Here is a 22885-nt window from a genome sequence, read left to right on the forward strand (position 1 = left end):
AACGGCGCCCCTAGTCTGGCCTTCGAGCGATCTGCACGTTTTCCAACACGCCGAGCGCGTCGGGCACCAGGATGGCGGCGGAGTAGTACGTGGTGACCAGGTACGAGATGATCGCCTGCTCGCTGATGCCCATGAAGCGCACCGACAGGCCCGGCTCGTACTCCTCCGGCAGGCCGGTCTGACGCAGACCGATGACGCCCTGGTTGTCCTCGCCCGTTCGCATGGCGAGGATCGAGCTGGTGTTCTCCTTGCTGATGGGGATCTTGTTGCAGGGCAGGATCGGAACCCCGCGCCAGGCCGGGACGTGCTGCCCCCCGACGTCGACGTGATCCGGGTAGATCCCGCGGGCGTTCCACTCCCGCCCGATCGCCGCGATCGCCCTGGGGTGGGCGAGGAACAGCTTGGTGCCGCGGCGGCGGCAGAGCAGCTCGTCGAGGTCGTCCGGGGTGGGCGGGCCGGAGTGGGGCTGGATCCGCTGCTTGAAGGCGGCGTTGTGGAGCAGACCGAACTCCCGGTTGTTGATCAGTTCATGTTCCTGGCGCTCGCGCAGCGCCTCGATGGTGAGCCTGAGCTGCTCCTCTGTCTGGTTCATCGGTCCGTTGTAGAGGTCGGCGACCCTCGTGTGGACCCGCAGAACGGTCTGCGCGACGGAGAGTTCGTACTCGCGCGGGTTGAGTTCGTAGTCGACGAAGGCGCCCGGCAGCTCGACTTCACCGGTGTGGCCGGCCGACATCGCGATCTCGGCCTCGCCGTGACGGTTCTGCCGCTGATGGGGCAGCGAGCTGAACCGCTCAATGTGGGCCTGAAGGCTGGGCGCCGCGGACAGCACGGCGGCGAAGTCGGCGCGGGAGAGGGTGAGCAGGGTGCCGGCGGTCTCGGCGGTGGCGGTGCAGTCCCATGTGGCGTCGGCGTCCAGGAGGGCGTTCTCACCGAACCGGTCGCCGTCGGCAAGTACGGCGACGGTGACCTCGTCGCCGTACTTGCCGACGGAGGTCTGGTTGATCCGGCCGTGGGCGATCAGGTGGATCCGCTCGACGGGGGTGCCTCGCTCGGCCAGCACCTCACCGGCCCGGAAGTCGCGCTGGACGCACCGGTCGGCGATCGCGGTCAGCACCTCCACGTCGTCGAAGCCGCGCAGCAGGGCCAGTTCGCCGAGCTCACGGGGGATCACCCGGACGTCGGCGCCGTCCTGGACGAACTCGATGTGCCCGTCGCCGACGGTGTAGGTCAGCCGGCGGTTCACCCGGTAGGTGCCGCCCTTGGTCTCCACCCAAGGCAGCATCCGCAGCAGCCAGCGAGAGGTGATCTCCTGCATCTGCGGGGCGGACTTGGTCGTGGTGGCAAGGTTGCGGGCAGCCGCGGTGCTCAGGCTGGACTGCTGGGGCGGCTCGGTCGGTACTGCCGGGCTGGTCTCAACGGTCATCGGGCGAGCTCTCCTTGGCAATGGTGGTGATCGGCGTGCGCGCGCCGACCCGTGAAAGAGGAGAAAGAGAAGTGATCCGTGGGATCCGTCCAGATCCCCGGGAACACTAACGGCCGGTACGCCCCGCTCGCCCGATGAGGCCGTTGGCATTACCTCGATGCAGTGATCTTGGTTCACACGGGTTTATCCGACCGACCGACGACATCCGGACAGAGCACCCGCCGCCCTCTCCCTGCACGGGCGCACGTGAGGTGACCACCCATCAGCCGGCAGCTGGAGGTCACCGGCACCTTCCGGTACGCCCATAGGACCCGGGCGGTGTGGCCAGGGCGGGAGCCCACAAGAGGGGGCCGCGCCACGGCCGCCCAGCGGGAACAGGCCGGCAACAACTGACCGCCGGCGAGGGCCGTGAGGAAGCACTTCAAACGGACGGCGGCCACCCGGGGCACCGGCCGGGTCGTCCCGCACCGCCCCGGACGCGGCCAGGCCGGACTACGAACGCGTGATCGCTTGCTCGAGCAGGCCCTGAAGAGCGCGCTGCTGCTCAGGGGTAAGGCCGGCCAGCGGTGAGTCCTGGGCGAGGAGTTCGAGGAGCCGTTCTCGGAGGGCGCTGCCCGCTGCGGTGAGGACGAGGTGCTTCGCGCGCCGGTCGGTGGGGTGCGCGCGGCGCTCGACCAGGCCCTGCTTCTCCAGTTTGTCGACGACGAAGGTGGCGTTGGAGGGCTCGCAGCTCATGCGTTCGGCGAGCTCTCGCATGGTCATCGGCCCGGTCATCTCCCGCAGCGCGGTCGCCTGGGCCGGGGTGAGGCCCAGGGCGACGGCGCGTTCGCGTACGTGGTCGGCGATCTGCTGGGCCAGTCCGTTCACCAGCCCGCACAGCTCCCGCTCGGCGATGGCGTGCGAGTCCGAGGGCGTCGTCATGCACCCACCCTAGCAAGTCCATCAAGCCAATATATTTCAAGCTTGCATAGTTCTGGCTTGATGCTTATTGTGGTGAACGTCGCCTCCACGAGGACATGCGACGACCCGACACCGAAGAAGGAGAGACGGACCATGACGTACTCCGCGACAGACCGGGATGAGCGACTGCGGCGGCCTGCGGGTATCCGTTCGATGCAACTGGGCGACACGAGGATGTCCTATGTGCCGGACGGGGCGGTGCAGCTCAGGCCGCGCCACCTGCTCCCCGACACCACTGGCGACGTGTGGGCCGCCCACCCCGAGTTCCTGGACGACTCCGGCTTCCTCGTGGCGAGCATCGGCAGCCTGCTGGTGGAGAACGCCGGCCGCGCCCTGCTGATCGACGCGGGGTTCGGGCCCCGGTCACTGCCGGCCGATCCGGACGGCCCGCGCGGCGCGATCCACGGGGGCGCGCTCATGGACAGTCTGGCCGAACTGGGCCGCCGACCGGAGCAGATCGAGGCAGTGGCCTTCACCCACCTGCACCCCGATCACATCGGCTGGGCCCTCGCGTTCCCCCAGGCCGACTACCTTGTGTCCGAGCCGGAGTGGGCCCAGCGCGACGTCCTGGCAGCGGACAGCATGACCAAGGAGGTAGCCGGCCTGGCGCCGCGCGTCCGTACGGTGACGGACGGGCAGGAGATCTTCCCGGGTGTACGCATGCGGATCACCGCCGGTCATACGGCCGGGCATGCCGAGTACACCATCACCTCAGGGGGCCGACGGCTGATCGCGTTCGGCGACGCGCTGCACTCGCCGCTCCAGATCGACCACCCCGAATGGTCCTCGGCCTTCGATCACGATCCCGCCCGGTCCGCCGACCACCGCCACCAACTGGTCGCCGAGTTGGAAGAGCCCCACACGATCGGCTTCGGTATCCACTTCGCCGACGTGGTGTTCGGGCACGTTCGGCGGGACGACGACGGCCCCGCCTGGCGCCCCCTGGATGCCTGACCCGCCTGGGGCGACAGCCGGCTGAGGGCGTACCGGCGAAGTGAATCCACCACCCTGAACGCTTCGCCGATCGGCACGATGTCCTGGTTCGGGTATCCGTCCTGCTGCCTGCCGGCGAGGACGAACCCCTCGCCCTGTCCGTGGGCTCCCAGCTCACACAAGCCGCCTGCCCCGGACTCAGCCGTACCGATCACGACGTCAGAGCCACATGACGGACCGTCACGCAAGGTCGCGGCTACCGCCTGCTCGCGGCTACCGCGACGGTGCCGCTGAGGGCGGCGAGTGCCACACACAACGGCGAGTACAGGAAAGTGTTCAGCCGCTGGAATTCGATGGCGGCTCCGGAGTTCATGAAGTATCCACCCAGGCCGCGGGTGAGCAGAACCACCGCCAGGCCGTACATGCCCACCAACCTCAGCCATGCCGGGCCTATCCCCGGGATGGACTCATTGACCATGAGGGTGAGCACAGCGCCACCGATCAGTGCCAGCCCCACCAGCACGGTGCTCGGTACCGGCGGCATCACGCCGTCGTCGCTGCCACCAATCGTCTTGGTGAATGTCATCACGTCTTTGAACGGCCAAGGTGAGAACACCCAGATGAAGTGCAACACCCCGATTGCCGTCAGGGCGATCGCCAAGGCCATGGGGGCCACGGTGCGGACCATATCCTGTTCCTCCAACTCAATGACAGAGCGTGAGCGAAACCAGTACGGCGACAGCACTGCCACCTCCACACGCAGTGGGCCGGACACTCATCTCTCGCGTCGCGCCACGCTGCAACGCGGCGCATTCATTGCTGAGGGAAGAGAACGCACGGGCCGCCTTCGCGTGCATGATGTTACGCGGCGGGGGTGAGGGACCCGCGGGCGCGGGGTGCCAAGTGGCTCCCATCGCTGTCCGGCAGCAAGTCGATGGGCGACCGGGCGAGTTGACGCCAACCGGCGGGGCCGGCTGCGGCGGGGCCTCTTCGGGGCTGTTGCTCACAGGGCAAAGCCGCGCGGGACGGCCGCCGCCAACTCACCACCGGCCGGCCCCCCATCGGCGCCGACGAGCGACTGGGACGCCACCGCTGGGTCGTGGAGCGAACAGTGCCCTGACCGGCCGGCTGCCACCACCGCCTCGCTCTATGACGCCGTTTGCAGCGCCTCACTCCTCGGGCAGCTGGGAGGCGCTGCCCTCCAACGGGACGCGAATCCTCTCCCCCGAACGATCGATGTGGCCAGCCGGATCACGCCGCAGGCGAACTGGACGGTTTCGCGCAGTGTCGCGCTGCGGCGGAGGGCCGGCCCAGGGCCGGTGTGCCTTGAGCGCAGCGGCCGGGTGGGCGGCGTGGCGGTGCCCACCCGGCGGCCGTGCCTCAGAGCCGGGTCTCGGGGCTGTCCAGGTCCGGCAGGTCGGTGGTGGGGATCGGCTCCCTGACGTCGACGGCGTTGGCTCCGATCTCGACGGTCATACGGTCCAGACCCATGTGGAGCGGGCCGGCGTAACCGGCCTTTCGCGTACGGGACATGATGACGTCGTCGCCTGCCTTGCCGTGCAGGCCCTTCTTGGCGATGTGCGAGAAGACGGCGACCTGCGGTCGGGCCTCGGAGAACACCCGCGCGGCCTGCTCCGGGGTGGTGAGTTTCTCCTCGACGGCCTTGAGCTTGCCCGACCTGGTCAGCTCCTCGTCGAAGGCGATGACGTTGTGAATGAGGACGTCCACGCCCTTGCCGTGCTCGACGACGTTCCGGTGGTAGGTGGTGTCCCCGGAGAGCAGCACGGACTTGCCCGCGTGATCGAAGCGGTAGCCGTAGGCAGGGTTGCCGTCCTTGTGCTCGACCGTGAAGGCGGTGACCTTGATGCCGCCCTTGTCGTACACGACCCCGGGCCGTATCTCGTGGACGCGGATGTCCAGGTATTCCTCCTTGAAGAGGTCGTTCGAGCGGTGCTCCAGGTCATGGGCGTACATCGCCCGCATGCCGGTGACCATCCCCGCGGTCCCCGGAGGCCCCCAGATCTCCAGTCGCTCGGTCCGCCCGAGCATGAACCACGGGTTGAGCCAGAGGGTCGGCAGGTCCTCGTAGTGGTCGTTGTGGAGGTGGGTCAGGAAGACCTTGGTGACGCCCTTCGGGTTGACCCGCGACTCGTACATGTTCTGGGTCGCCCCGCGCCCCACGTCGAAGAGCAGCCGCCGGCCTCCGGCCTCGACGAGGGTGGACATGCCCTTGCGCGTGGTCGACATCTCCGGTCCCCCGGTGCCGAGGAGGTAGACCTTCACGACCGGGGGCTTCCCCTGTGCCGCGGTTGCCCGGGCGGCCGGTACGGGCTGCTCCTTGGAGCCGTTCGACGTACAGCCAAGGAGGCCCAGGGACAGGGCTGCCGCTCCTCCGAGCAGAGGGCGCCGGGCGATCGCGGAGTGGGGGGCGGATCCGGAACCGACGGTCGTGGGTTCCGCCTTCTTGGTACTGCGCAGGAAGCTCATGATCGTTCCTTGGGGAGGCAGGTGAGCGGCGGCGGGGGGCGGCTCAAGTAGAGCAATGTGCGATTCCGGGGGACATCAACGGTTCGTACGAGACCGGGGACCGAATCCCGACCGCTCGTCGTCGGTTCCCACAGCGACGTCGTACGTCGGTCGTCAGCTTCGGCCGGCCGAGCACCGGGGACTGTCGAGGGCAGGGCGAGCACCCGGGCCGCTGCGCTCGTGCGCTGAAGTACGGCTGGGCTCAGGCCGCTTTCATGGCCCGGCCCTTCAGGTAGGAGGAGACGGCACCGTGGCGGCGCGTGTTCGGCCTCAACTGACCGCAGTGGCCCTTACGCCGCGCACCCGTCGCCGTACGAAGGCGGTCAAGCGTCCTTCCGCCCCAGTGTTCCAGCGCCCCACATCGCGCACCCGGCAGGCAAGGACGACGTCCCACTCCGCCCCGCCGGGTCCTGTCCGGGCCATGTGTGCGGCGCCGAAACGGCTGGTTTCGCGCCGGCAGAGATCAGCCGGCTGTGAACGGTTCCGTTGCAGTGTCGGCTTCCTGGGTGGCTGCCCAGGAGGCGAGGAGGCGGAGGCGCTCCTCGGAGGTGGAGCCTGGTTCGGCGGTGTAGATGGTGAGGGTGAGCCCGGGTTCGGCGGCCATTTCCAGGCCCTCGAAGGCGAGGGTGAGTTCACCGACGGCCGAGTGGTGGAAGCGTTTCGTGCCGGTGCCGTGATGGCGGACGTCGTGGGCGCCCCAGCGGGTGCGGAACTCATTGCTGCGGGTGGACAGCTCCCCGACCAGGTCGTGCAGGTCCTTGTCGTGAGGGTTACGGCCGGCCTCGGTGCGCAGGATGGCGACGGCGACGTCGGCGAAGGTCTCCCAGTCGGGGTAGAAACGGCGCGAGGCAGGGTCGAGGAAGTTGAAACGGGCAAGGTTCGCCTGATGGGAGGGCGTGGCGTAGACATCGTGGTAAAAGGCGCGGGCCAGCTGGTTGGCGGCGAGGATGTCCATGCGTCCGTTGCGGACGAAGGCCGGTCCGGCGGTGATGGCGTCCAGGGTCCATTGCAGGCTGCGGTGTGGCTTCCATTGCCGAGTGGTGCGGCGCCGGGGGTGGGTGAGGGCGCCGGAGCCGTCGGCGGCCTGGGCCAGATTCAGCAGGTGGGCGCGTTCGGCGTCGTCGAGCTGGAGGGCGCGGGCGACGGCTTCGAGGACGGCCGGGGAGACTCCGGCGAGGTTGCCGCGCTCCAACTTGGCGTAGTACTCCACGCTCATGTCGGCGAGCGCGGCGACCTCGCTCCTGCGCAGGCCGGGCACACGCCGCCGGCTGCCGGACGGTAGCCCCGCCTTCTCCGGGGTGATCTTTGCACGCCGCGAGGTGAGGAACTCGCGGGCCTCTTCACGGTTGTCCACGTCATCGACCGTACGCCCTGTGCCGGGGCGTGGGGGTGTACTGCCAGTACACCCCTCGCCAGTGACTCGCTGCCCGCGCGAGATGCCGGTTACCTGGAAGCCGTAGCCCCAGCCATCCGGCCGCCGAACGCGACCGGCCCCCACAGGTAAGGAGCAGCCCCTATGCGTCGTGTCGTGATGTACGTCCCCGGCGACTTCCGGGTGGAGGAGCGCGAGGACCCGAGGATCCTGCGACCGAAGGACGCCGTCATCCGGCTGCGGCGACCTGCGTGTGCGGCTCGGACCTGTGGCCCTGTCGCGGAGCCGAGCCCATCGACGGCCCCTCCCCGATCGGCCATGAGTATGGGGGCGCCGTGGAGGAGTTCGGTTGTCGGCGCGGGCCCCCGCCTGGGGCTCGCGGCCGCCCGCCGCTTCGGAACCGCGGGCCACGGCGTCGCGCCCCTCTCCCGTTCCGCCGGGAAGCGGGAGGCCGACGACCTCGACGCGCCGCTGTGCTTCGCGGTCAAAGTCCCGGTCACGTGCGTGAACGCGGTCCTGCCCAGGATGGGGCGCTCGGGCGCGGCACCCTGCTGTTCGTCAACGGCGGCAGCGCGGTGCGCCCGCACCCCAGCGCGCTGGCCCCTCGATCACGCCAGCTGTTCACCCCCGGAGCGATCCGCCCTGACGCCGAGCACAGCAGTCCCGCCGTTCGGGCCGAGCGCCTGTACGCCCCGCACACCGAGCGCACCGGCTTCCGGCACCACGCCGAACCGCTGCCGGAGTGACGCCCATTGGATGCCCCTCATGAAATCCGCACTCCGCCGAGCCCTGGTCCGCACCGCCCCGGCAGCCGTTCTGCTGCTGGCCGTGACCGCCTGCTCGAACGACTCACCACACGGCGCTTCGCCGTTCACGCCACCCTCCTCGTCGGCGGGGCGGCAGGAGACACCCGCATCCGCCATCCCGTCCGGCTCCGACAGGAACACCCCCATGGACATCCGGGTCACCCTCGACGGCCGCCCCGTCGACGCCACCCTGAACGACAGCCCTGCCGCCCGCGACCTCGCCTCTCTGCTCCCGCTCACCCTGGACCTGGAGGACTTCCACGGCACGGAGAGGATCGGCTACCCGCCACGCAAGCTGAGCACCGCGGGTGCGCCCGAACCCACCGCGCCGAGGGCCGGCGACCTCGCCTACTACGCGCCCTGGGGCAACCTCGCCCTCTTCTACCGCGGCGGTCCCGCCGCCTCCGCCGACCTTCTCGTCCTCGGCCACATCGACGCCGACACCGACCAGCTCGCCGGGGCCGACCGCATCACCATTGAAGCCGCCTCCTGACCCCGCCCACCCCTCACACGGAAAGACGTCTTCGCATGCCTTCCGTATCCGGGACCGGCCCCGGCAGGCTGCCCTTCGTCCTCCGGGTGCTCGCCACCGGCACGTTCCTGATGGGAACAACCGAGTTCGTCATCGCCGGAATCCTGCCCGAGATGGCCTCTGACCTCGGCGTCAGCGTCTCCCCCGCCGGCCTGCTGATCACCGCCTTCGCCCTCGGCATGATCGTCGGCGGACCGACCATGGCCCTTGCCACCCTGCGCCTGCCCCAGCGCCACACCCTGATCGGCGCCTTGGCCGTCTTCGGGCCCGGCCACGTCGTCGCCGCGCTCAGCACCTCCTTCACCGTCGTCCTCGCCGCCCGCGTCGTCACCCAGCACACCGACGCCACCGGGCAGCGGAAGGTGGCCGGCACGCCGATGACGTCCACGCGCTGACGCCCTGTTCCGCATCGCACACCTCTCGTTGGGAGAGACCGTCATGAACCCCACGTACGACTTCACCGGGCAGGTCGCCTTCGTCACCGGTGCCGGCTCCGGGATGGGCCTGGCCACCGCCCGCGCCTTCGCCCGGGCCGGGGCCGCGGTCGGCCTCGCCGACATCGACGAGAACGCCGTGAGCGTGGCCGGCAGACAGCTCACCGACGAAGGCCACCAGGCCCTCGCTCTGGTCTGCGACGTCACCGACGAGGACCAGGTCGCCGCCGCGGTGGACCGTACCGTCGCCACCTTCGGCCGGCTCGACATGGCCTACAACAACGCGGGCATCCAGATCCCGCCCGCCGACGCTGCCGATGAACCGGCGGAGCAGTTCGACCGCGTCCATGCCATCAATCTGCGAGGGATCTGGGCGAGCATGAAGCACGAACTGCGCCACATGCGCGCCCAGCGCAGCGGCGCCATCGTCAACTGTTCCTCACTCGGCGGGCTCGTCGGACTGCCCGGTCGTGCCTCCTACCATTCCTCCAAGCACGGCGTGATCGGCCTGACCACCAGCGCCGCCCTCGAGTACGCCCCGCGCGGCATCCGCATCAACGCCGTCTGTCCCGGCACCATCGACACCCCCATGGTCAGCGACATGATCGCCAAGGGAGAACTGGACCGCGCCGAGGCCGAGGCCAACCAGCCCATCAACCGGCTCGGCACCGCCGACGAGATCGCCCAGGCCGTCCTGTGGCTGTGCAGCCCAGGAGCAGGCTTCGTCGTCGGCGTCGCACTCCCCGTCGACGGCGGCTACACCGCCCGCTGACCACCCCCGCGCCCGTCGACACCAGCGCCGGCGCCCTGGTGCACGGCCTGCACACCCTCGGCGCCAAGAAGATCGCGCTCGTCGCCCCGTACATGCGGCCGCTGACGAAGACGGTGGTGGATACCTGACCCACGAGGGCATCGACGTGCTCGACTACGAAGCCCTCGAAATCCCCGACACCCTCGCCGTCGCCGCGCACGACCCCGCCGCACTGACCGGCATCGCCCTCGGTCTGAAGTACACCGACGCGGACGCCGTCGTCCTGTCCGCCTGCGTCCAGATGCCCTCCCTCGGCGCGATCGAGGAGGCCGAACAACTCCTGGGCGGACCGATCGTCTCCGCGGCCGTGTGCACCGCGCACCAGATGCTGCGCACCCTCGGCCTGCCGGCCATCCCCCCCGGGGGGGGGCCACCTGCTGTCGGGCGCGTACGCCGGCACGCCCCTGCCTTCACGGGAGACCACCGCCGCATGACCTGCCCGACCGGCTGCTCGGTAGGATCGCCACCGCACACGACGGAAGTCGATCATGTCGGACAGCCCCATCAGGCCCAGCTCCTTGATCAACACGGTCTACGGAGCCTTCCTGCGCCGTGCCGGGGGACGGATCTCCATCGCCGACCTGATCGTCCTGATGGGCGAGCTCGACGTGGACGGTCCGGCGGTACGCTCGGCGATCTCCCGGCTGAAGAAGCGGGGCATCATCGAACCCGAGCGACGCGACGGCGCCAACGGCCATCGCCTGAGCCCGGCCGTCCACCCCGTCTACGACGAGGGCGATCGCCGCATCTTCGGCAGGCGGTGTCATCGGCCAAGCGGCCTCGCCGTCACCGTTCACCAACGTGCCCTCCGTACACCAGGAAACGCGAAGCACACCATCCCAAGCGCCGGGATCAGCGGGCCCACCGCAGGCGCCGTGGCAGCGCCGGCGGCAGGCCCACAGCGTTCGACAGACTGCTGCGAACCATCAACGCGCTCAAGGGCTTCCGGACCTGTGGCGACACGGCTCGACAAGCGGGCCAACGTCTTTCACGGCACCGTGGTCGTCGCAGCACCACGCCCGGCGAGACTCCGGCCCACCCAGGAGCCTGTCGTACCCGGCCTCACCGGACGAGTCCGATGGCCTCAATCTCGATCATCCACTCGGGGTCGGCGAGTGAGGAGACCTCCACGAACGACTCCGCGAGGTGGGGCTTGTCCGGGAAGTGTTCCGCGCGCAGCTCGGCGAAGACGTTCTGCTGCGCGATGTCGGTGACGAACACCGTCGCCTTGACCACGTCAGCGAGGCTGGAGCCCGCGTTCGTCAGGACCGTCGACAGATTCGCGAGGGCCTGACGGGCTTGCGCCTCGAAGTCCCCGGCGCCGACCGTGGCCCCCTGGGCATCAATCGGCGCCTGCCCCGAGGTGAAGACCAGGTTCCCGACCCGGATGCCGAGCGAGATACCGGCCGACTCGTACCAGTCGGGATCCGCGGAGACGCGCACACGCTCGGCGGCAGGCTGTGTAAAGGACATGCTGCTGACTCTCCCTCAAACGACACACGGGGCCGGGGAACGGCGATCGCCCCCGACATGATCCACATACGACAGCCACCAGATCCCGAGATCCATTCCCGACGGCTCGCACGTGCCGGTGGTCGGGGTCCCGCACCGTTCCCGTTCGTGACCCCCGGCAGCGAACAGGACGGGCGCCGCTCCGCCGAGAACACCGCGATGGTGGCGAAGAAGCCGGCCGGGCAGCCGTTTCATGAAGCGCCCATGTCGGACAAGCGACAAGAGTTCCGGTGAGGTTTAGGAAAAGTTAAGTAAACAATTCTGTCGGGGTGTTGCGGAAGACGACGCGACCCATTGACGAGTTCTGGGAGGGCGGCCAATGTCAAGAGCGATAACCCGCCCAGTCCATGACCGCGACAGGTGGAATCCCCATGAGAAGAATTCGCCACCGTCTTGCCTCGGCCTTTGCTGCGCTGGCCGCTGGTGCAGCCATGTCCGTATGGCCGGCCGCCGAACCGGCGCAGGCGTTTCCCGCGACCCCCAAGCAGACGGTGCTGAACTATCTGCGTTCCATTTCCGGGAATCACATCGTCTCCGGCCAGCACAACAAGGAGCCCGCCTCCTCGCCCGGGCAGTACACGCAACAGGTGAAGGACGTCACCGGGCAGTACCCCGGTCTGTGGGGCGGGGACCTGATGTTCGCCGCCGCGGACGTGGCCAACCGCCAGCGCGTGGTGGACCAGGCGAAGACCGAGTGGGCGAACGGCTCGCTGACCACCCTGACCTGGCATGTCTGCCCGCCGACCGGCGGAAGCAGCTGCGCGTTCGAGGGCGGTGTGAAGTCGAACCTGTCGGACGCGCAGTTCTCGCAGATCCTCACCGAAGGCAGCACGCTGAACAACGCGTGGAAGCGGCGCCTCGACGAGGCCGTCCCCTACCTGCGACAGCTGAAGGACGCGGGCGTTCCTGTCCTCTTCCGTCCGTTGCACGAGATGAACGAATCATGGAACTGGTGGGGTAACCGGCCCGGAGCGAACGGCAGTGCGCGCCTCTACCAGATCACCCGGGACCATCTCGCCGGAACCAGAGGACTGGACAATCTGATCTGGGTGTGGAACGTGCAGGACAATCCGGCCGGTGGGTGGAGTAACTACTACCCTGGCGCTCCATACGTGGACGTCGTCTCGTTGGACGTCTGGTACAAGAGCCACCCCAGCCCCGCCGACTACCAGCAGATGCGGAACATCGCTGGGTCCAAGCCCATGGCCCTCGCGGAGATGGGCAAGATGCCGACCGCTTCGCTGCTGGAGAGTCAGCCTCGGTGGACGTGGTTCATGATGTGGTCCGAGCATCTGCGCGGAAACAACACCAACGCCGAAATACAGGCGGCGTACTTCCACCCCCGCGTACTGAACCAGGGCGAGGTCACTCTCTCTTCCGGCAGGGCCGTCGGAGCGATCACGGGGTCCGGCGCGAAGCGCGCGGACATGCGGGCTTCGGGCACCGCCAACGACACCGCCGTGCAGTTGTACACCTGCGCCACAGGGGTCGCCCAGACCTGGACCGTCGCGGGCGACGGCACGGCGTCCGCCGACGGCACACGGCTCCAGATCCGCAATCGCACCGGTGGTTAGCAGTTGCGGTCCGGGGTCGGCCAGGCACACGGCTTCGGCGCCCAGTTCGACGCGCGAGAGGGCGAACTCCCTGGCGTGGGCGGGAGACCGCACCTCGTGGGGGACTCCGGTGGGCGTGGGCCGTATGACGGACGGCCGTACAGGGGTGAGGTCGACGACGTCGACGAGAAGCGCGGCGTCGACGTGCTTGTCGGTCAGGCCGCAGCGCAGCACGTTGTCGGAGTTGGCCGTGATCTCCACACCCGTCTCCCGCAGATAGGCATGCGGCACGCCCGCCCCCGGATACAGCGCCTCGCCGCGTCGAGGCGGACACGGTTGAGCAGCAGTGCCGCGGGCAGGCCCGGGGGCACCGGGGAAGTCGTCCGCCACAGCGGCGTACGAGGCGGCGGCGGTGCCCCACGGGTTCCGGCCCTGGAACGCGGTCAGGCGGGGCAGGGCGGCGGACACGGCCCGTACGAGACGCTCCGGGGCGCCGAGGGCCGCGCGGGGACCGGTCCGGCGGTTCGCCGTCAGTCGGTGGTGTCCCGCGGGGGCGCGCTGCTGCCGCGCGGCAGCAGTACGGGGGTCGCCACTGGGCCGGACGACGGGTTGCGGCGGTGGACGACGTCGAACAGCCGACGGGTCACGTCGGCGCCGAAGCCGAACACGTCGTGGCTCATGGCCGACAGGGTCGGGTGCGTGAGCTGGCACAACTGCGAGTCGTCCCAGGCGATCAGGCTTATGTCCCTCGGTACGCTCAGGCCCATCTCGGCGGCCACCGACAGACCCGCGACCGCCATGATGTCGTTGTCGTAGACGATCGCCGTGGGTCGTTGTGGGGAGGTGAGCAGCGAGCGGGTGGCCCGGGCGCCCTGCTCACCGGAGTAGTCGGTGGTGACGCTGCGGGCCGGATCCAGCCCGAGCTCCGCCACGATCGCGTTCAGCGCTTCGGTACGGATCATGGTGTGCCCGAGCGCCGCATGGCCGCCCACCCGTGCTATCCGCCGGTGCCCGAGGGCGGCGAGGTAGCGGACCGCCTCGTGCACGGCGGCCGCGTCGTCGGTCCACACCGAGGTGAAGCAGCCGGTCAGGGACGGATGGCCGACCGCGACGGCCGGCAGCCCGATCGCCGCCAGTTCGGTGATCCGGGGATCGTTCCGCTGGATGTCGACCAGAATGGAGCCCGCTGTCCGGCGCGCCTGCCACCACGCGCGGTGGACGGCGATCTCCTGCCTCGTGTCCCGTACGAGGTGCAGCAGCAGCGAGCACTCGTGCTCTTCCAGGACGGACTCGACCCCGGAGATGAACTCCATGTAGAACGGCTCGAGTCCGAGCTGCCGCGCGGGGCGGGCGACGACCAGGCCGACGGTGTCCGCCGCGCCGGTCGCCGAGCCGGACAGCTTCTTCGCGGCCTGGTTCGGCACCCAGCCCAGCTCGGCGACCGCCGCCATGATGCGTTCACGCGTGGCCTCCGAGACACCGGGGCGGTTGTTGAAGGCCAGGGACACCGCACCTCGGGACACCCCAGCCCGGGCCGCCACATCTCTGATCGTGACGCGCCCGGACCGGCGTGCCCGGGCCTCACTCACCGATGGCTCCGCGGCCGTTGACGCAGAACAGTGCCGCGCGGGCGGCCTCCGCGCCGGGCCGGGACCAGCCGGTGACCCGCCAGGTGGCGCTCTCGTCGGGCAGCAGCGTCACCCGCCCGTGGTCGGTGCGGGCGTCGGCGTCCAGCCGGTCGGCCTGGAGCAGAAGGTCCCGTACGACGCCGGCGGCGGTGACCGCGACCGTCGCGCCGCCCTCGCCGTCCTCGGTCACGCGGACGTCGTAGGAGGCGACCGGGTAGGCGAACTCACGGTCCGCGCCGGCGAAGTGCACCGCCCGCAAGCTGTCCGCGTCGGCGTCGGCGACCAGGAACTCCCGGCGCGCGTCGCCGAACTCCGTGACCGAGTCCGGGAGCCGCTCCAGTGCCACACTGCGCCCCGCGGCCTTGAGCGCCACCTCGGCGCGGGCCAGCACCGTGCCGTCCGCGCCCACCCGGCGGACCGTGACGGTGGTGTCCCAGGTCGCCGCGGCCTGGTTGCAGCCCGCGAGCACCAGGTCGCCGTCGCGGTCCTGGATGGTCAGCAGCCGGTCGGCGTACAGCCGGCGCATCTCGAAGTAGAGCGGCTTGAGCCGGGCGTCGCCGTCGATCGCCGCCCAGGACGTGACCGGCCAGCAGTCGTTGAGCTGCCACAGCACCGTGCCGGCGCAGCGCGGCCAGTGGGAGCGCCAGTGCTCGACACCGGCGGCGACGGCACGCGCCTGGTTGAGCTGGGTCAGGTAGTGCCAGGTGTCGAAGTCGCCGGGCGCCGCGAAGTGCGGGGCGAGTCCCCGGTTCAGCTTGCCGTTGCCGTCCTCCGCCTTCTGGTGGTGCAGCATGCCGGGGGAGTCGGCGGCCAGCGGGCGTTCGGACAGGGCGCGTTCCAGCGTGGCGTACGCGGGCGGTGCCTGCCAGCCGAACTCGGCGACGAAGCGCGGCACCGTGGCGAGGTAGTCGCCGTGGTCACGGCGGTTCCACACCTCCCACGAATGCGCGGTGCCGTGGTCGGGGTCGTTCGGCGGGTGGTCCCATGACCCCGACCAGGGGCTGCCCGCCCAGTACGGGCGGGTCGGGTCCGTCTGCGCCACGACGCGGGGCAGCAGGCCCAGGTAGTAGCCCTCGCCCCAGGAGTCGCCGGCGAGCGCCTGCTCCCACTCCCAGTCGGCGAAGCCCCACAGGTTCTCGTTGTTGCCGTTCCACAGGACCAGCGACGGGTGGGACATCAGCCGGGCCACGTTCTCCCGGGCCTCGGCCTCGATCTCCGAGCGCAGCGGCTGCTCCTCCGGGTAGGCGGCGCAGGCGAACAGGAAGTCCTGCCAGGCCATCAGGCCCAGCTCGTCGCAGGCCTCGTAGAACGCACGGTCCTCGTAGATGCCGCCGCCCCACACCCGCACCAGGTCCACGCCCGCCTCGGCGGCCTGGGTGAGGCGGGCGCGGTAGCGGTCGGCCGTGACCCGGGTGGGGAAGGTGTCGTCGGGGATCCAGTTCACCCCCCGGGCGAAGACCGGGACGCCGTTGACGACCAGGGTGAAGGCGCTTCCGTACGCGTCGGCGGATGTGTCGAGCTCGATCGTACGGAAGCCGATGCGCCGCTCCCAGGTGTCGAGGGCCCTGCCGCCGTCCTCGTCGCTCAGCATGACCGTGCACCCGTACAGCGACTGGTCGCCGTAGCCGCGCGGCCACCACAGCGCCGCGTCCGGGACCCGGACGGTCACCGTGGCGGTGTCCGCCCCGGGTGCGACGGTGACGTCCGAGGAGGCGTCGCCGACAGCGGCCACCAGCCGCAGTGACCGGTCCCGACCGGTCGCCGTACGGTCCAGGTCTACGAGGATCTCGACGACGCCGGTCCCGTCGCCGGCGACGGTGACCTGCGGACGGACCGTGGCCAGGCGGGCCGTGGACCACTGCTCGAGCCGCGCCTCGCGCCACACACCGGCCGTCACCAGCGTCGGGCCCCAGTCCCAGCCGAACGAACAGGCCATCTTGCGGACGTAGTTGAACGGCTCAGGGTAGGAGTTGGGCCGCTCCCCCAGCGCCGCCCGGACCGCCTCGGCCTCGGTGTAGGCGGAGGTGAAGGCGACATCGAGCGGCGCCGGTCCGTCCGCCAGCAGATCGGTGACGTCGAACCGGTAGGAGCGGTGCATGTTGCGGGTACGGCCCAGCAGCCGGCCGGCGACGTGGATGGCGGCGACCGTATCGAGACCGTCGAAGACCAGGTCAGCCCGCTCGAAGGTGCCATCGCGCTGGGGCAGTTGGGCCGCGTACGTCCAGTCGGCACGGCCCACCCAGCCGGCCTCCGTCTCGTTGCGGTCGAGATACGGGTCGGCCAGCAGGCCCGCCGCCATCAGGTCGGTGTGGACGCAGCCGGGCACCTGGGCCGGTACGGCGGTCCCGGCCAGCCCCGGGGGCGCGTCCTCGGGGGTGCCACGGTCGGTGTTCAGGCGCAGCGTCCAACCCTGGGAGAGCGGCGTGCGGACCTTCATGCGGACTCCTTGTGGGACGTGGTGCGGGGCGCGGTGGGCGGGCGGGTCATTTGGTGGAACCGGCCGCGAAGCCGCTGTAGATGAAGCGCTGCAGCGCCAGGAAGACGATCAGGGTGGGCACGATCACCAGGATCGTGCCGGCGGAGATGGTCTCCCAGTGGGCGCCGAAGGGTCCTTTGAACCGGAACAGGGCGGTGGAGATGGTGCCGAGTTCGGGGTCGGGCATGTAGAGGAAGGGCACGTAGAAGTCGTTGTAGATCGCGATGCCCTTGACGATGACGACGGTGGCGATGGCCGGCCGCAGCATCGGAAGGATGATCTTCCGGTAGATCGTCCAGGAGTTGGCGCCGTCGATGCGTGCGGCCTCGTCCAGGGAGATGGGGATGGACCGGATGAACTGCAGGAAGATGTAGATGGAGACGATGTCGGTGCCGGTGTAGAGCAGGATCGGCGCCCAGCGGCTGTTGAAGGCGCCCAGATCGTCGATCACCTGGAAGGTGGCGACCTGGGTGGTGACGCCGGGCACCAGCGTGGCCAGCAGGAAGAGACCCATCACCGGTTTCTTGAGACGGAACTGGAAGCGGTCGATGGCGTAGGCGGTCATCGAGCCGATCAGTACGGTCCCGGCGGTGGAGACCACGAGGATCAGCGTCGTGTTGCCGAACGCCCTCAGCATCGCGCCCTGTTCGAAGGCGGTGGCGTAGTTGGCGAAGTTGAACCAGTCGCCGGGCAGGGACAGCGGCCCGCCGTTCGCCACCTCCGACTCGGTCTTGAGCGAGGTCAGCAGCACGACGACGAGGGGCACCACGACCACGGCCGAAGCCAGCAGCAGGGACACATACGTGAGGGCGACGGCACTCCGGGAAAGCGTGGTGCGGTCTGTACGGATTCGGCGCCGGACGGGGGTGGGGGTGTCGGTGGTCACGAGAGCTCCACCCTCTCCTCGGGGACCAGCCGGCGCTGGACCCAGGTGATCAGCAGAATCAGGATCAGCAGAACGACGGCCGAGGCCGAGGCCAGGCCGACCTTGTCGAACTGGAACGCGAGTTTGACCGTCTGGATGACGAACGTCTCCGTGCCGTTGGCGCCTCCCGTCATGATGTACGGGATCTCGAAGACGGCCAGTGAGCCGGACACGGCGAGAACGAAGCTCAGGCTGATGATCGGCTTGATACTGGGCGCGATGATGTGCCGGAACTGCTGCCAGCGGTTCGCACCGTCCAGCTCCGCCGCCTCGTACAGGTGCGGGGGAATCGACTGGATCGCGCCGAGGAACAGCACCATGTTCAGGCCCATGAAGCGCCATACCGACACCCCGGCGAGTGAGGGGTTGGCCAGGTCCGGATCGCCCAGCCACAGGTGCTCGCCCTCCACGCCGACCAGGCGCAGCAGTGTGTCGAGGGTGCCGTCGGGCTGGAAGAAGTACAGGAACACGAATCCGACGGCCACCCCGTTGATCAGGTAGGGGAAGAACAGCAGACCCTTGAACAGGTTGCGGAACCGGGTGTTGAGGCTGAGCACCGTCGCGAAGTACAGGGCCACCGCGATCTGGACGAACGAGGCCGCCAGGTAGAAGCCGCTGACGAGGAACACCTCGAACCGTGCGGGCCGCGTGAGCAGGTCGGTGTAGTTCTCCCCGCCCACGGAGGAGCATGTGGGGCTGATGCCGTCCCAGTCCGTGAAGCTGTAGCCGATCATGTCGGCCACCGGGACGTATGTGAACATCACCATCAGCGTCAGAGGTGCGGCAAGGTACAGCCAGGGGGTCAGGGCGGCGCCACGGCGCCGTTTGCCGGCGCGGGGCTGACCGGCGGCGGCCTCGGGAGGGGGAGCGCTTCGCCGGCCGGCGGCCGGCGCTGCGGCGCGGGTCTTCTGGGCAGCGGTCATCTCGTGGTTCCTCGTGGTGGGTTCCCGGGTCGGGCGTGCTTCGGGGCGGCGGCACGGCGAGCGGGTCGCGCGCTGCAGCGCGGCCAGGGAGGGCACGCCGATTGCGATCGCGGTGTCACCGTGCCGCGCGACGGTCAGCCGCCGAGGGTCTGATGCGCCTCGGCCCACTTGCCGTTCAGCTCGCCGAAGTAGCTGTCCATGTTCCCGTCGGCCGCACCGCGGGCGACGTCCACCAGCTTCTGCCGGTAGTCCTGCGCCGTGATGCCGATCTCCGACGCCTTGTTGATCGCGTTGACCTGGACGATGTTCTTCTGGTGCTGCGGAATCAGCGTGACATCGTTGTCGACGAATGCTTTGAGCGTGTCGGGCAGCGGGGCACCCTTCACCGAGGAAATGGAACCCTCGGAAGCCGACTGACCGGACTTGGTGATGTACCAGTCGATCCACGCACGGGCGGCGGCCTTCGCGTCGGAATGGACGTTGACCGCGTACTGGTAGTCAGGGCGCAGTACGGAGCAGAACTTACCGTCCTTCTGTGCGGGGAACGGCATGAACCCGATGTCGTCGGGGTTCTCGCCGGCCGCCTCCGCCGCGGCCCGCATCTGGGAGATCGCCCAGGAGCCCAGCCACATCGAGGCGACCTTGCCGGTCCCGATCTGTGACTTGGAGTTCTCCCAGTTGGTCGTGGTGGGGTCCGGTTCGGCGAGCTTCTTCTCGACGATCGTGTAGAGCAGCCTGTCGATCGTGTACAGGTCCGAGCCCTTGGTCCAGGGCTTCTCGGTCGTCGCCAGCGCGTCGTAGGCGCCGGGGTCGCAGTCGGGCGAGCCGATGGCGTTCGTCCAGTTGGTGAGCGGCCAGCCGTCCTTGTAGTTCGTGTAGTACGGGACCGCGCCGGTTTTCGTCTTGATCGTCTCCAGGTCCGCGACGAACTCCTCGGGCGTGGCGGGCCAGTCGCTGATACCGGCCTTCGCCCAGACCGCCTTGTTGTAGACGAACCCGTTGGCCACACCGATGTTCGCCAGACCGTAGACCTTGCCGTCCACGGTGGCGTGGTCGGTGTAGTCGAACTTCGCCGACAGGTCGCCGGCCTTGCCCAGCGGGGCGAAGAAGGTGGGGTACTGCTGCACGGAGAGGGAGTTGGGGATCAGCAGGACGTCACCGTAGTTCTCGGTGTTCATCCGGATCTTGGTCTCGCCCTCGTAGTCGGTCAGGCCCTCGAACGTGACCTTCACGCCCGGATAGACCATGTTGAACTCGGCGGCGTACTTCTTCAGTGTGCCGTCGGATATCTGGTCGGTCCGGTTGGTCAGCACCGTGATCTCGCCCGACACCTTCGCCGGATCTCTCGGAGGGGCGGCGATCTCGCCGCTGGGGCCTTCCCTCTGACCACTACACCCTGTAGCAACGACCATGGCCGCAGCCACGAATACCACCCAGTTTCTCCGCATCCCCGCCACTCCTCGCTACGTCATCGCGCCGCGCCAGGCCGAGAGGCGCCGCGCCGGCTCCCGTGGTCCCGGCCTGACGAGCGCTCAACGTAGACGCAAACTCGCAGCCATGTCCATAGACCGGTCCACGTTGATTTCCCGCATTTTCACCGCCCTGATCAGGCACTTTACTAAACGTTGACTAAATGGAATGGGAGCTGGAGGCATTGTTCCAGGTGGGGGTCGACACGGTTTGGACAACGTTGTCGAGAACGGGACGGATGCGGTGTCCTCCCCGTCCCAGCCCTGTCCAGGCGGTGTCCACCACTTTCCGGAGGGCCATCACCCTGAGTAGCCACCAGGCCGCTGCCCCGCCCATGGACGCCGATGATCCGCTAAGAGCCCGCCCAAGCGGTTGAACCCGGTGCGTTGGGGTGCGGGTATTCCCCAACGCGCTACCGCTCGCAGCGCGTATGTCCTTGGCCTATGCCCAGTGACATGCCGGAATGGCCAGTGCCTCGCAGGATTCGATCGGAAAAAGGCGTGGCGCAGAGCGTGCCGGAAGCCCGGCCGCCTCCCGGTTTCCTCGTGGTGAAGGACGGACCCCCATGCACGCACAACCCGGCATCGATGAGCCCGGTGCGGGTCAGGACGAGCCGGTCGCGGTCGTCGGAGCCGCCTGCCGGTTCCCCGGTGAGGTCCGCTCCCTCACCTCGCTGTGGCGGTTGTTGATGGCGCGTCGGGAGACGGTGCGCGAGGTGCCCGGTGAGCGGTGGGAGTAGGCGGAGCTGGCCGGCCTTCCGGCTCAGGTCGCGGCCCGGCTGCGCTACGGCTGCTTCCTGGACGACGACGTGTACGCGTACGAGCCGGAGTTCTTCGGGATCAACGCGCAGGAGGCACCCTGGGTGGATCCGGAGCACCGGTTGCTGTCCGAAGTGGTCTGGGAGGCCATCGAGCACGCCGGGATTCCGGCCCAGCGGCTGTCGGGCACGCCGACGGGCATGTTCTTCGGGGTGTACCAGAAGGACTACATGCTGCGTGTGCAGCGGCCTCTCGAAGAGGTCAACGCCTATGCGATGTACACCGGTTTCGACAGCATCGGTCCCGGCCGCGTGGGGTTCATGCTGAACCTCAGGGGTCCTCAGGTCGTCGTGGAGAGCGCCTGCGCTTCCGGACTGGTCGCCGTGCACTCCGCCTGCCAGAGTCTGCGGACCGGCGAGTCGGACGTCGCCCTGGCCGGGGCCGCCATGCTGACCCTGGGGCCCGAGGGGGTCATCGCCCCCGCGCTGTGGGGCGTGTTCTCCCCCACCGGCCGCTGCCACGCCTTCGACGCCGCCGCCGACGGTTACGTACGCGGAGAGGGCTGCGGCGTCGTCGTACTCAAGCGTCTTTCGGACGCGGTACGGGACGGGGACCGGGTGCTCGCGCTGCTGCGCGGCACGGCGGTCAACCAGAACGGGCGGGGCACCCGGCTGAGCGCGCCCTCGGAGCCCGCGCAGATCGACCTCTACCGTCTGGCGCTGGAGCGCGCGGGTGTCGAGGCCGGTGACGTCGGCATGGTGGAGGCGCACGGCCCGGGCACGGCGGTGGGCGACCCCATCGAGTTCGCGGCGGTGGCCGCGGTCTACGGCAAGGGCCGCGACCGGTGCGCGCTGGGTTCGGTGAAGACGAACATCGGCCACACCGAACCGGTGTCGGGCGTGGCGGGTCTGCTGAAGGCCATCGCGTCCCTGCGCCACGGCATGGTGCCGGCCAGCCTGCACTTCCGGGACTGGAACCCGCAGATCGACGCCGGCGGCACCCGGCTGTTCGTGCCCACCGACACGACCGAGTGGCCGGTGCGGGACGGATCCCGGCTGGCCGCGGTGTCCTCCTTCGGTATCAGCGGCACCAACGTGCACGTCGTGCTGGAGCAGCCTCCCGCGCCCTCCCCCGCCCGGCGCACCGCCCCTCCGGTGACGCCCGGCGGCTCCCGCCAGCCCCGGGGCGACGAAGCGCCGCGCGTGTTCCCGCTGTCCGCCGGCACACCCGTGGCCCTGCGGTCCGCGGCCGGCCGCCTGGCCCAGTGGCTGAGGGCAGAGGGGTCACAGGTCCCGCTGGGCGATGTGGCGCACACGCTGGGCGTGCGTCGCTCCCCCGCCCGGGAGCGGGCCGCCGTCGTCGCCGCCGAGCGGCCGGAGCTGGTGGCACGGCTGGAGGAACTGGCGGCCGGGACCGCGCCTTCCGCCGGGGTGGCGACCGGCAGGGCGGTGCCGGACGCCGGACAGGGCGTGGTGTGGGTCTTCTCGGGGCACGGCTCGCAGTGGGCGGGTATGTGCCGGCAACTGCTGGATCATGACAGGGAGTTCACCCGGGTCATCGACGAACTCGAACCGCTGGTGGCCGAGGAGTCCGGCTTCTCGCTGCGTCAGACCCTGCGCCGCCCCGAGGTGGTGACCGGGTTCGACCGGGTACAGCCGGTGATCTTCGCCATCCAGTTGGGTCTGGCGGCGATGTGGCGGTCCCACGGCGTCGAACCGGCGGCCGTGATCGGCCACTCCATGGGAGAGGTGGCCGCCGCCGTGGCCGCGGGCGCGTTGAGCGTACGGGACGGAGTACGGGTCATCTGCCGACGGTCGCGCCTGATCCTGCGGACCGCCGGGCA

General features: G+C 69.5%; 19 protein-coding genes and 5 pseudogenes. 11 read left to right on the plus strand and 13 right to left on the minus strand.

The annotated features are described in order from the left end of the window. Window positions 1–10: 10 nt before the first annotated feature. Both BKD26_RS05525 and BKD26_RS05530 read right to left on the minus strand, forming a co-directional pair. Entirely contained in the window at window positions 11–1423 is a 1413-nt protein-coding gene (locus BKD26_RS05525) for a family 2B encapsulin nanocompartment shell protein (RefSeq protein ID WP_084896396.1), read from the minus strand. 492 nt (window positions 1424–1915) lie between these two features. Beyond that, window positions 1916–2344, minus strand: a complete 429-nt coding sequence (locus BKD26_RS05530; protein WP_084896398.1) for a MarR family transcriptional regulator — start codon at window positions 2342–2344, stop codon at window positions 1916–1918. A gap of 132 nt (window positions 2345–2476) precedes the next feature. On the opposite strand from BKD26_RS05530, the gene BKD26_RS05535 reads away from it, so the two are divergent. Further along, window positions 2477–3337 (plus strand): MBL fold metallo-hydrolase, encoded by an 861-nt coding sequence (locus tag BKD26_RS05535; protein WP_179166429.1) that lies wholly within the window; start codon window positions 2477–2479, stop codon window positions 3335–3337. A 235-nt stretch (window positions 3338–3572) separates the two neighbouring features. Here BKD26_RS05535 and BKD26_RS05540 read toward each other — a convergent pair whose 3' ends face one another. From BKD26_RS05540 to BKD26_RS05550, 3 genes are all read right to left on the minus strand, one after another. Continuing rightward, a complete protein-coding gene (locus BKD26_RS05540; RefSeq protein WP_241518550.1) occupies window positions 3573–3983 on the minus strand; it encodes a DUF3995 domain-containing protein in 411 nt (136 codons plus the stop codon). A gap of 713 nt (window positions 3984–4696) precedes the next feature. Next, a complete protein-coding gene (locus tag BKD26_RS05545) occupies window positions 4697–5803 on the minus strand; it encodes an MBL fold metallo-hydrolase (protein WP_084896402.1) in 1107 nt (368 codons plus the stop codon). Between the two features lie 502 nt (window positions 5804–6305). Then, a complete protein-coding gene (locus BKD26_RS05550; protein WP_084896403.1) occupies window positions 6306–7196 on the minus strand; it encodes a helix-turn-helix transcriptional regulator in 891 nt (296 codons plus the stop codon). A gap of 162 nt (window positions 7197–7358) precedes the next feature. On the opposite strand from BKD26_RS05550, the pseudogene BKD26_RS41115 reads away from it, so the two are divergent. The 7 genes and pseudogenes from BKD26_RS41115 to BKD26_RS41125 all read left to right on the plus strand — a co-directional run. Next, window positions 7359–7564, plus strand: a pseudogene (locus BKD26_RS41115) (alcohol dehydrogenase catalytic domain-containing protein); the annotation flags it as partial. Next, window positions 7539–7960 (plus strand): annotated as a pseudogene (locus tag BKD26_RS05560) (hypothetical protein). The pseudogenes BKD26_RS41115 and BKD26_RS05560, both read left to right, overlap by 26 nt. Before the next feature lie 19 nt (window positions 7961–7979). Continuing rightward, window positions 7980–8513, plus strand: coding sequence for a cyclophilin-like fold protein (locus BKD26_RS05565; protein WP_084896405.1), 534 nt, complete (start codon window positions 7980–7982; stop codon window positions 8511–8513). Between the two features lie 35 nt (window positions 8514–8548). Continuing rightward, complete coding sequence (locus tag BKD26_RS05570; RefSeq protein WP_241518551.1) at window positions 8549–8947, plus strand: MFS transporter; 399 nt, start codon at window positions 8549–8551, stop codon at window positions 8945–8947. A gap of 43 nt (window positions 8948–8990) precedes the next feature. Then, complete coding sequence (locus BKD26_RS05575; RefSeq protein ID WP_084896407.1) at window positions 8991–9758, plus strand: glucose 1-dehydrogenase; 768 nt, start codon at window positions 8991–8993, stop codon at window positions 9756–9758. 527 nt (window positions 9759–10285) lie between these two features. Further along, window positions 10286–10492 (plus strand): annotated as a pseudogene (locus BKD26_RS41120) (PaaX family transcriptional regulator); the annotation flags it as partial. 143 nt (window positions 10493–10635) lie between these two features. Next, window positions 10636–10816: pseudogene (locus BKD26_RS41125) on the plus strand (IS5/IS1182 family transposase); the annotation flags it as partial. Between the two features lie 43 nt (window positions 10817–10859). Here BKD26_RS41125 and BKD26_RS05590 read toward each other — a convergent pair. Then, window positions 10860–11270 carry a RidA family protein gene (locus BKD26_RS05590; protein ID WP_084896409.1) on the minus strand — a complete coding sequence of 137 codons (411 nt, stop codon included), beginning with the start codon at window positions 11268–11270 and terminating at the stop codon, window positions 10860–10862. A 147-nt stretch (window positions 11271–11417) separates the two neighbouring features. On the opposite strand from BKD26_RS05590, the gene BKD26_RS41950 reads away from it, so the two are divergent. Continuing rightward, window positions 11418–11543 carry a hypothetical protein gene (locus BKD26_RS41950; protein WP_277622349.1) on the plus strand — a complete coding sequence of 42 codons (126 nt, stop codon included), beginning with the start codon at window positions 11418–11420 and terminating at the stop codon, window positions 11541–11543. Between the two features lie 197 nt (window positions 11544–11740). Then, window positions 11741–12883 (plus strand): glycosyl hydrolase, encoded by a 1143-nt coding sequence (locus BKD26_RS05595; protein WP_084896411.1) that lies wholly within the window; start codon window positions 11741–11743, stop codon window positions 12881–12883. A gap of 509 nt (window positions 12884–13392) precedes the next feature. Here BKD26_RS05595 and BKD26_RS05600 read toward each other — a convergent pair. The 5 genes from BKD26_RS05600 to BKD26_RS05620 all read right to left on the minus strand — a co-directional run bounded on the left by BKD26_RS05600 (window position 13393) and on the right by BKD26_RS05620 (window position 20226). Beyond that, window positions 13393–14412, minus strand: coding sequence for a LacI family DNA-binding transcriptional regulator (locus tag BKD26_RS05600; RefSeq protein ID WP_277622354.1), 1020 nt, complete (start codon window positions 14410–14412; stop codon window positions 13393–13395). Between the two features lie 31 nt (window positions 14413–14443). After that, complete coding sequence (locus BKD26_RS05605) at window positions 14444–16927, minus strand: glycoside hydrolase family 2 protein (RefSeq protein WP_084896415.1); 2484 nt, start codon at window positions 16925–16927, stop codon at window positions 14444–14446. A gap of 46 nt (window positions 16928–16973) precedes the next feature. Continuing rightward, window positions 16974–17816 carry a carbohydrate ABC transporter permease gene (locus tag BKD26_RS05610; RefSeq protein ID WP_241518566.1) on the minus strand — a complete coding sequence of 281 codons (843 nt, stop codon included), beginning with the start codon at window positions 17814–17816 and terminating at the stop codon, window positions 16974–16976. Window positions 17817–17848: 32 nt separating this feature from the next. Then, the gene (locus BKD26_RS05615; RefSeq protein WP_084896419.1) at window positions 17849–18814 is read right to left on the minus strand and encodes a sugar ABC transporter permease; all 966 of its coding nucleotides are present in this window, start codon (window positions 18812–18814) and stop codon (window positions 17849–17851) included. Window positions 18815–18948: 134 nt separating this feature from the next. Then, entirely contained in the window at window positions 18949–20226 is a 1278-nt protein-coding gene (locus BKD26_RS05620) for an extracellular solute-binding protein (RefSeq protein WP_107417779.1), read from the minus strand. A 623-nt stretch (window positions 20227–20849) separates the two neighbouring features. On the opposite strand from BKD26_RS05620, the pseudogene BKD26_RS05630 reads away from it, so the two are divergent. Continuing rightward, window positions 20850–21629 (plus strand): annotated as a pseudogene (locus BKD26_RS05630) (polyketide synthase); the annotation flags it as partial. Window positions 21630–21865: 236 nt separating this feature from the next. Here the strand turns inward: BKD26_RS05630 and BKD26_RS41135 are convergent. Together BKD26_RS41135 and BKD26_RS41960 are read right to left on the minus strand one after the other, a co-directional pair. Then, the gene (locus BKD26_RS41135; protein WP_241518574.1) at window positions 21866–22132 is read right to left on the minus strand and encodes a hypothetical protein; all 267 of its coding nucleotides are present in this window, start codon (window positions 22130–22132) and stop codon (window positions 21866–21868) included. Window positions 22133–22648: 516 nt separating this feature from the next. Further along, window positions 22649–22846, minus strand: coding sequence for a hypothetical protein (locus tag BKD26_RS41960; RefSeq protein ID WP_277622356.1), 198 nt, complete (start codon window positions 22844–22846; stop codon window positions 22649–22651). Window positions 22847–22885: the final 39 nt, after the last annotated feature.

Source organism: Streptomyces sp. CB03238, from assembly GCF_002099185.1.
GTDB lineage: Bacteria > Actinomycetota > Actinomycetes > Streptomycetales > Streptomycetaceae > Streptomyces.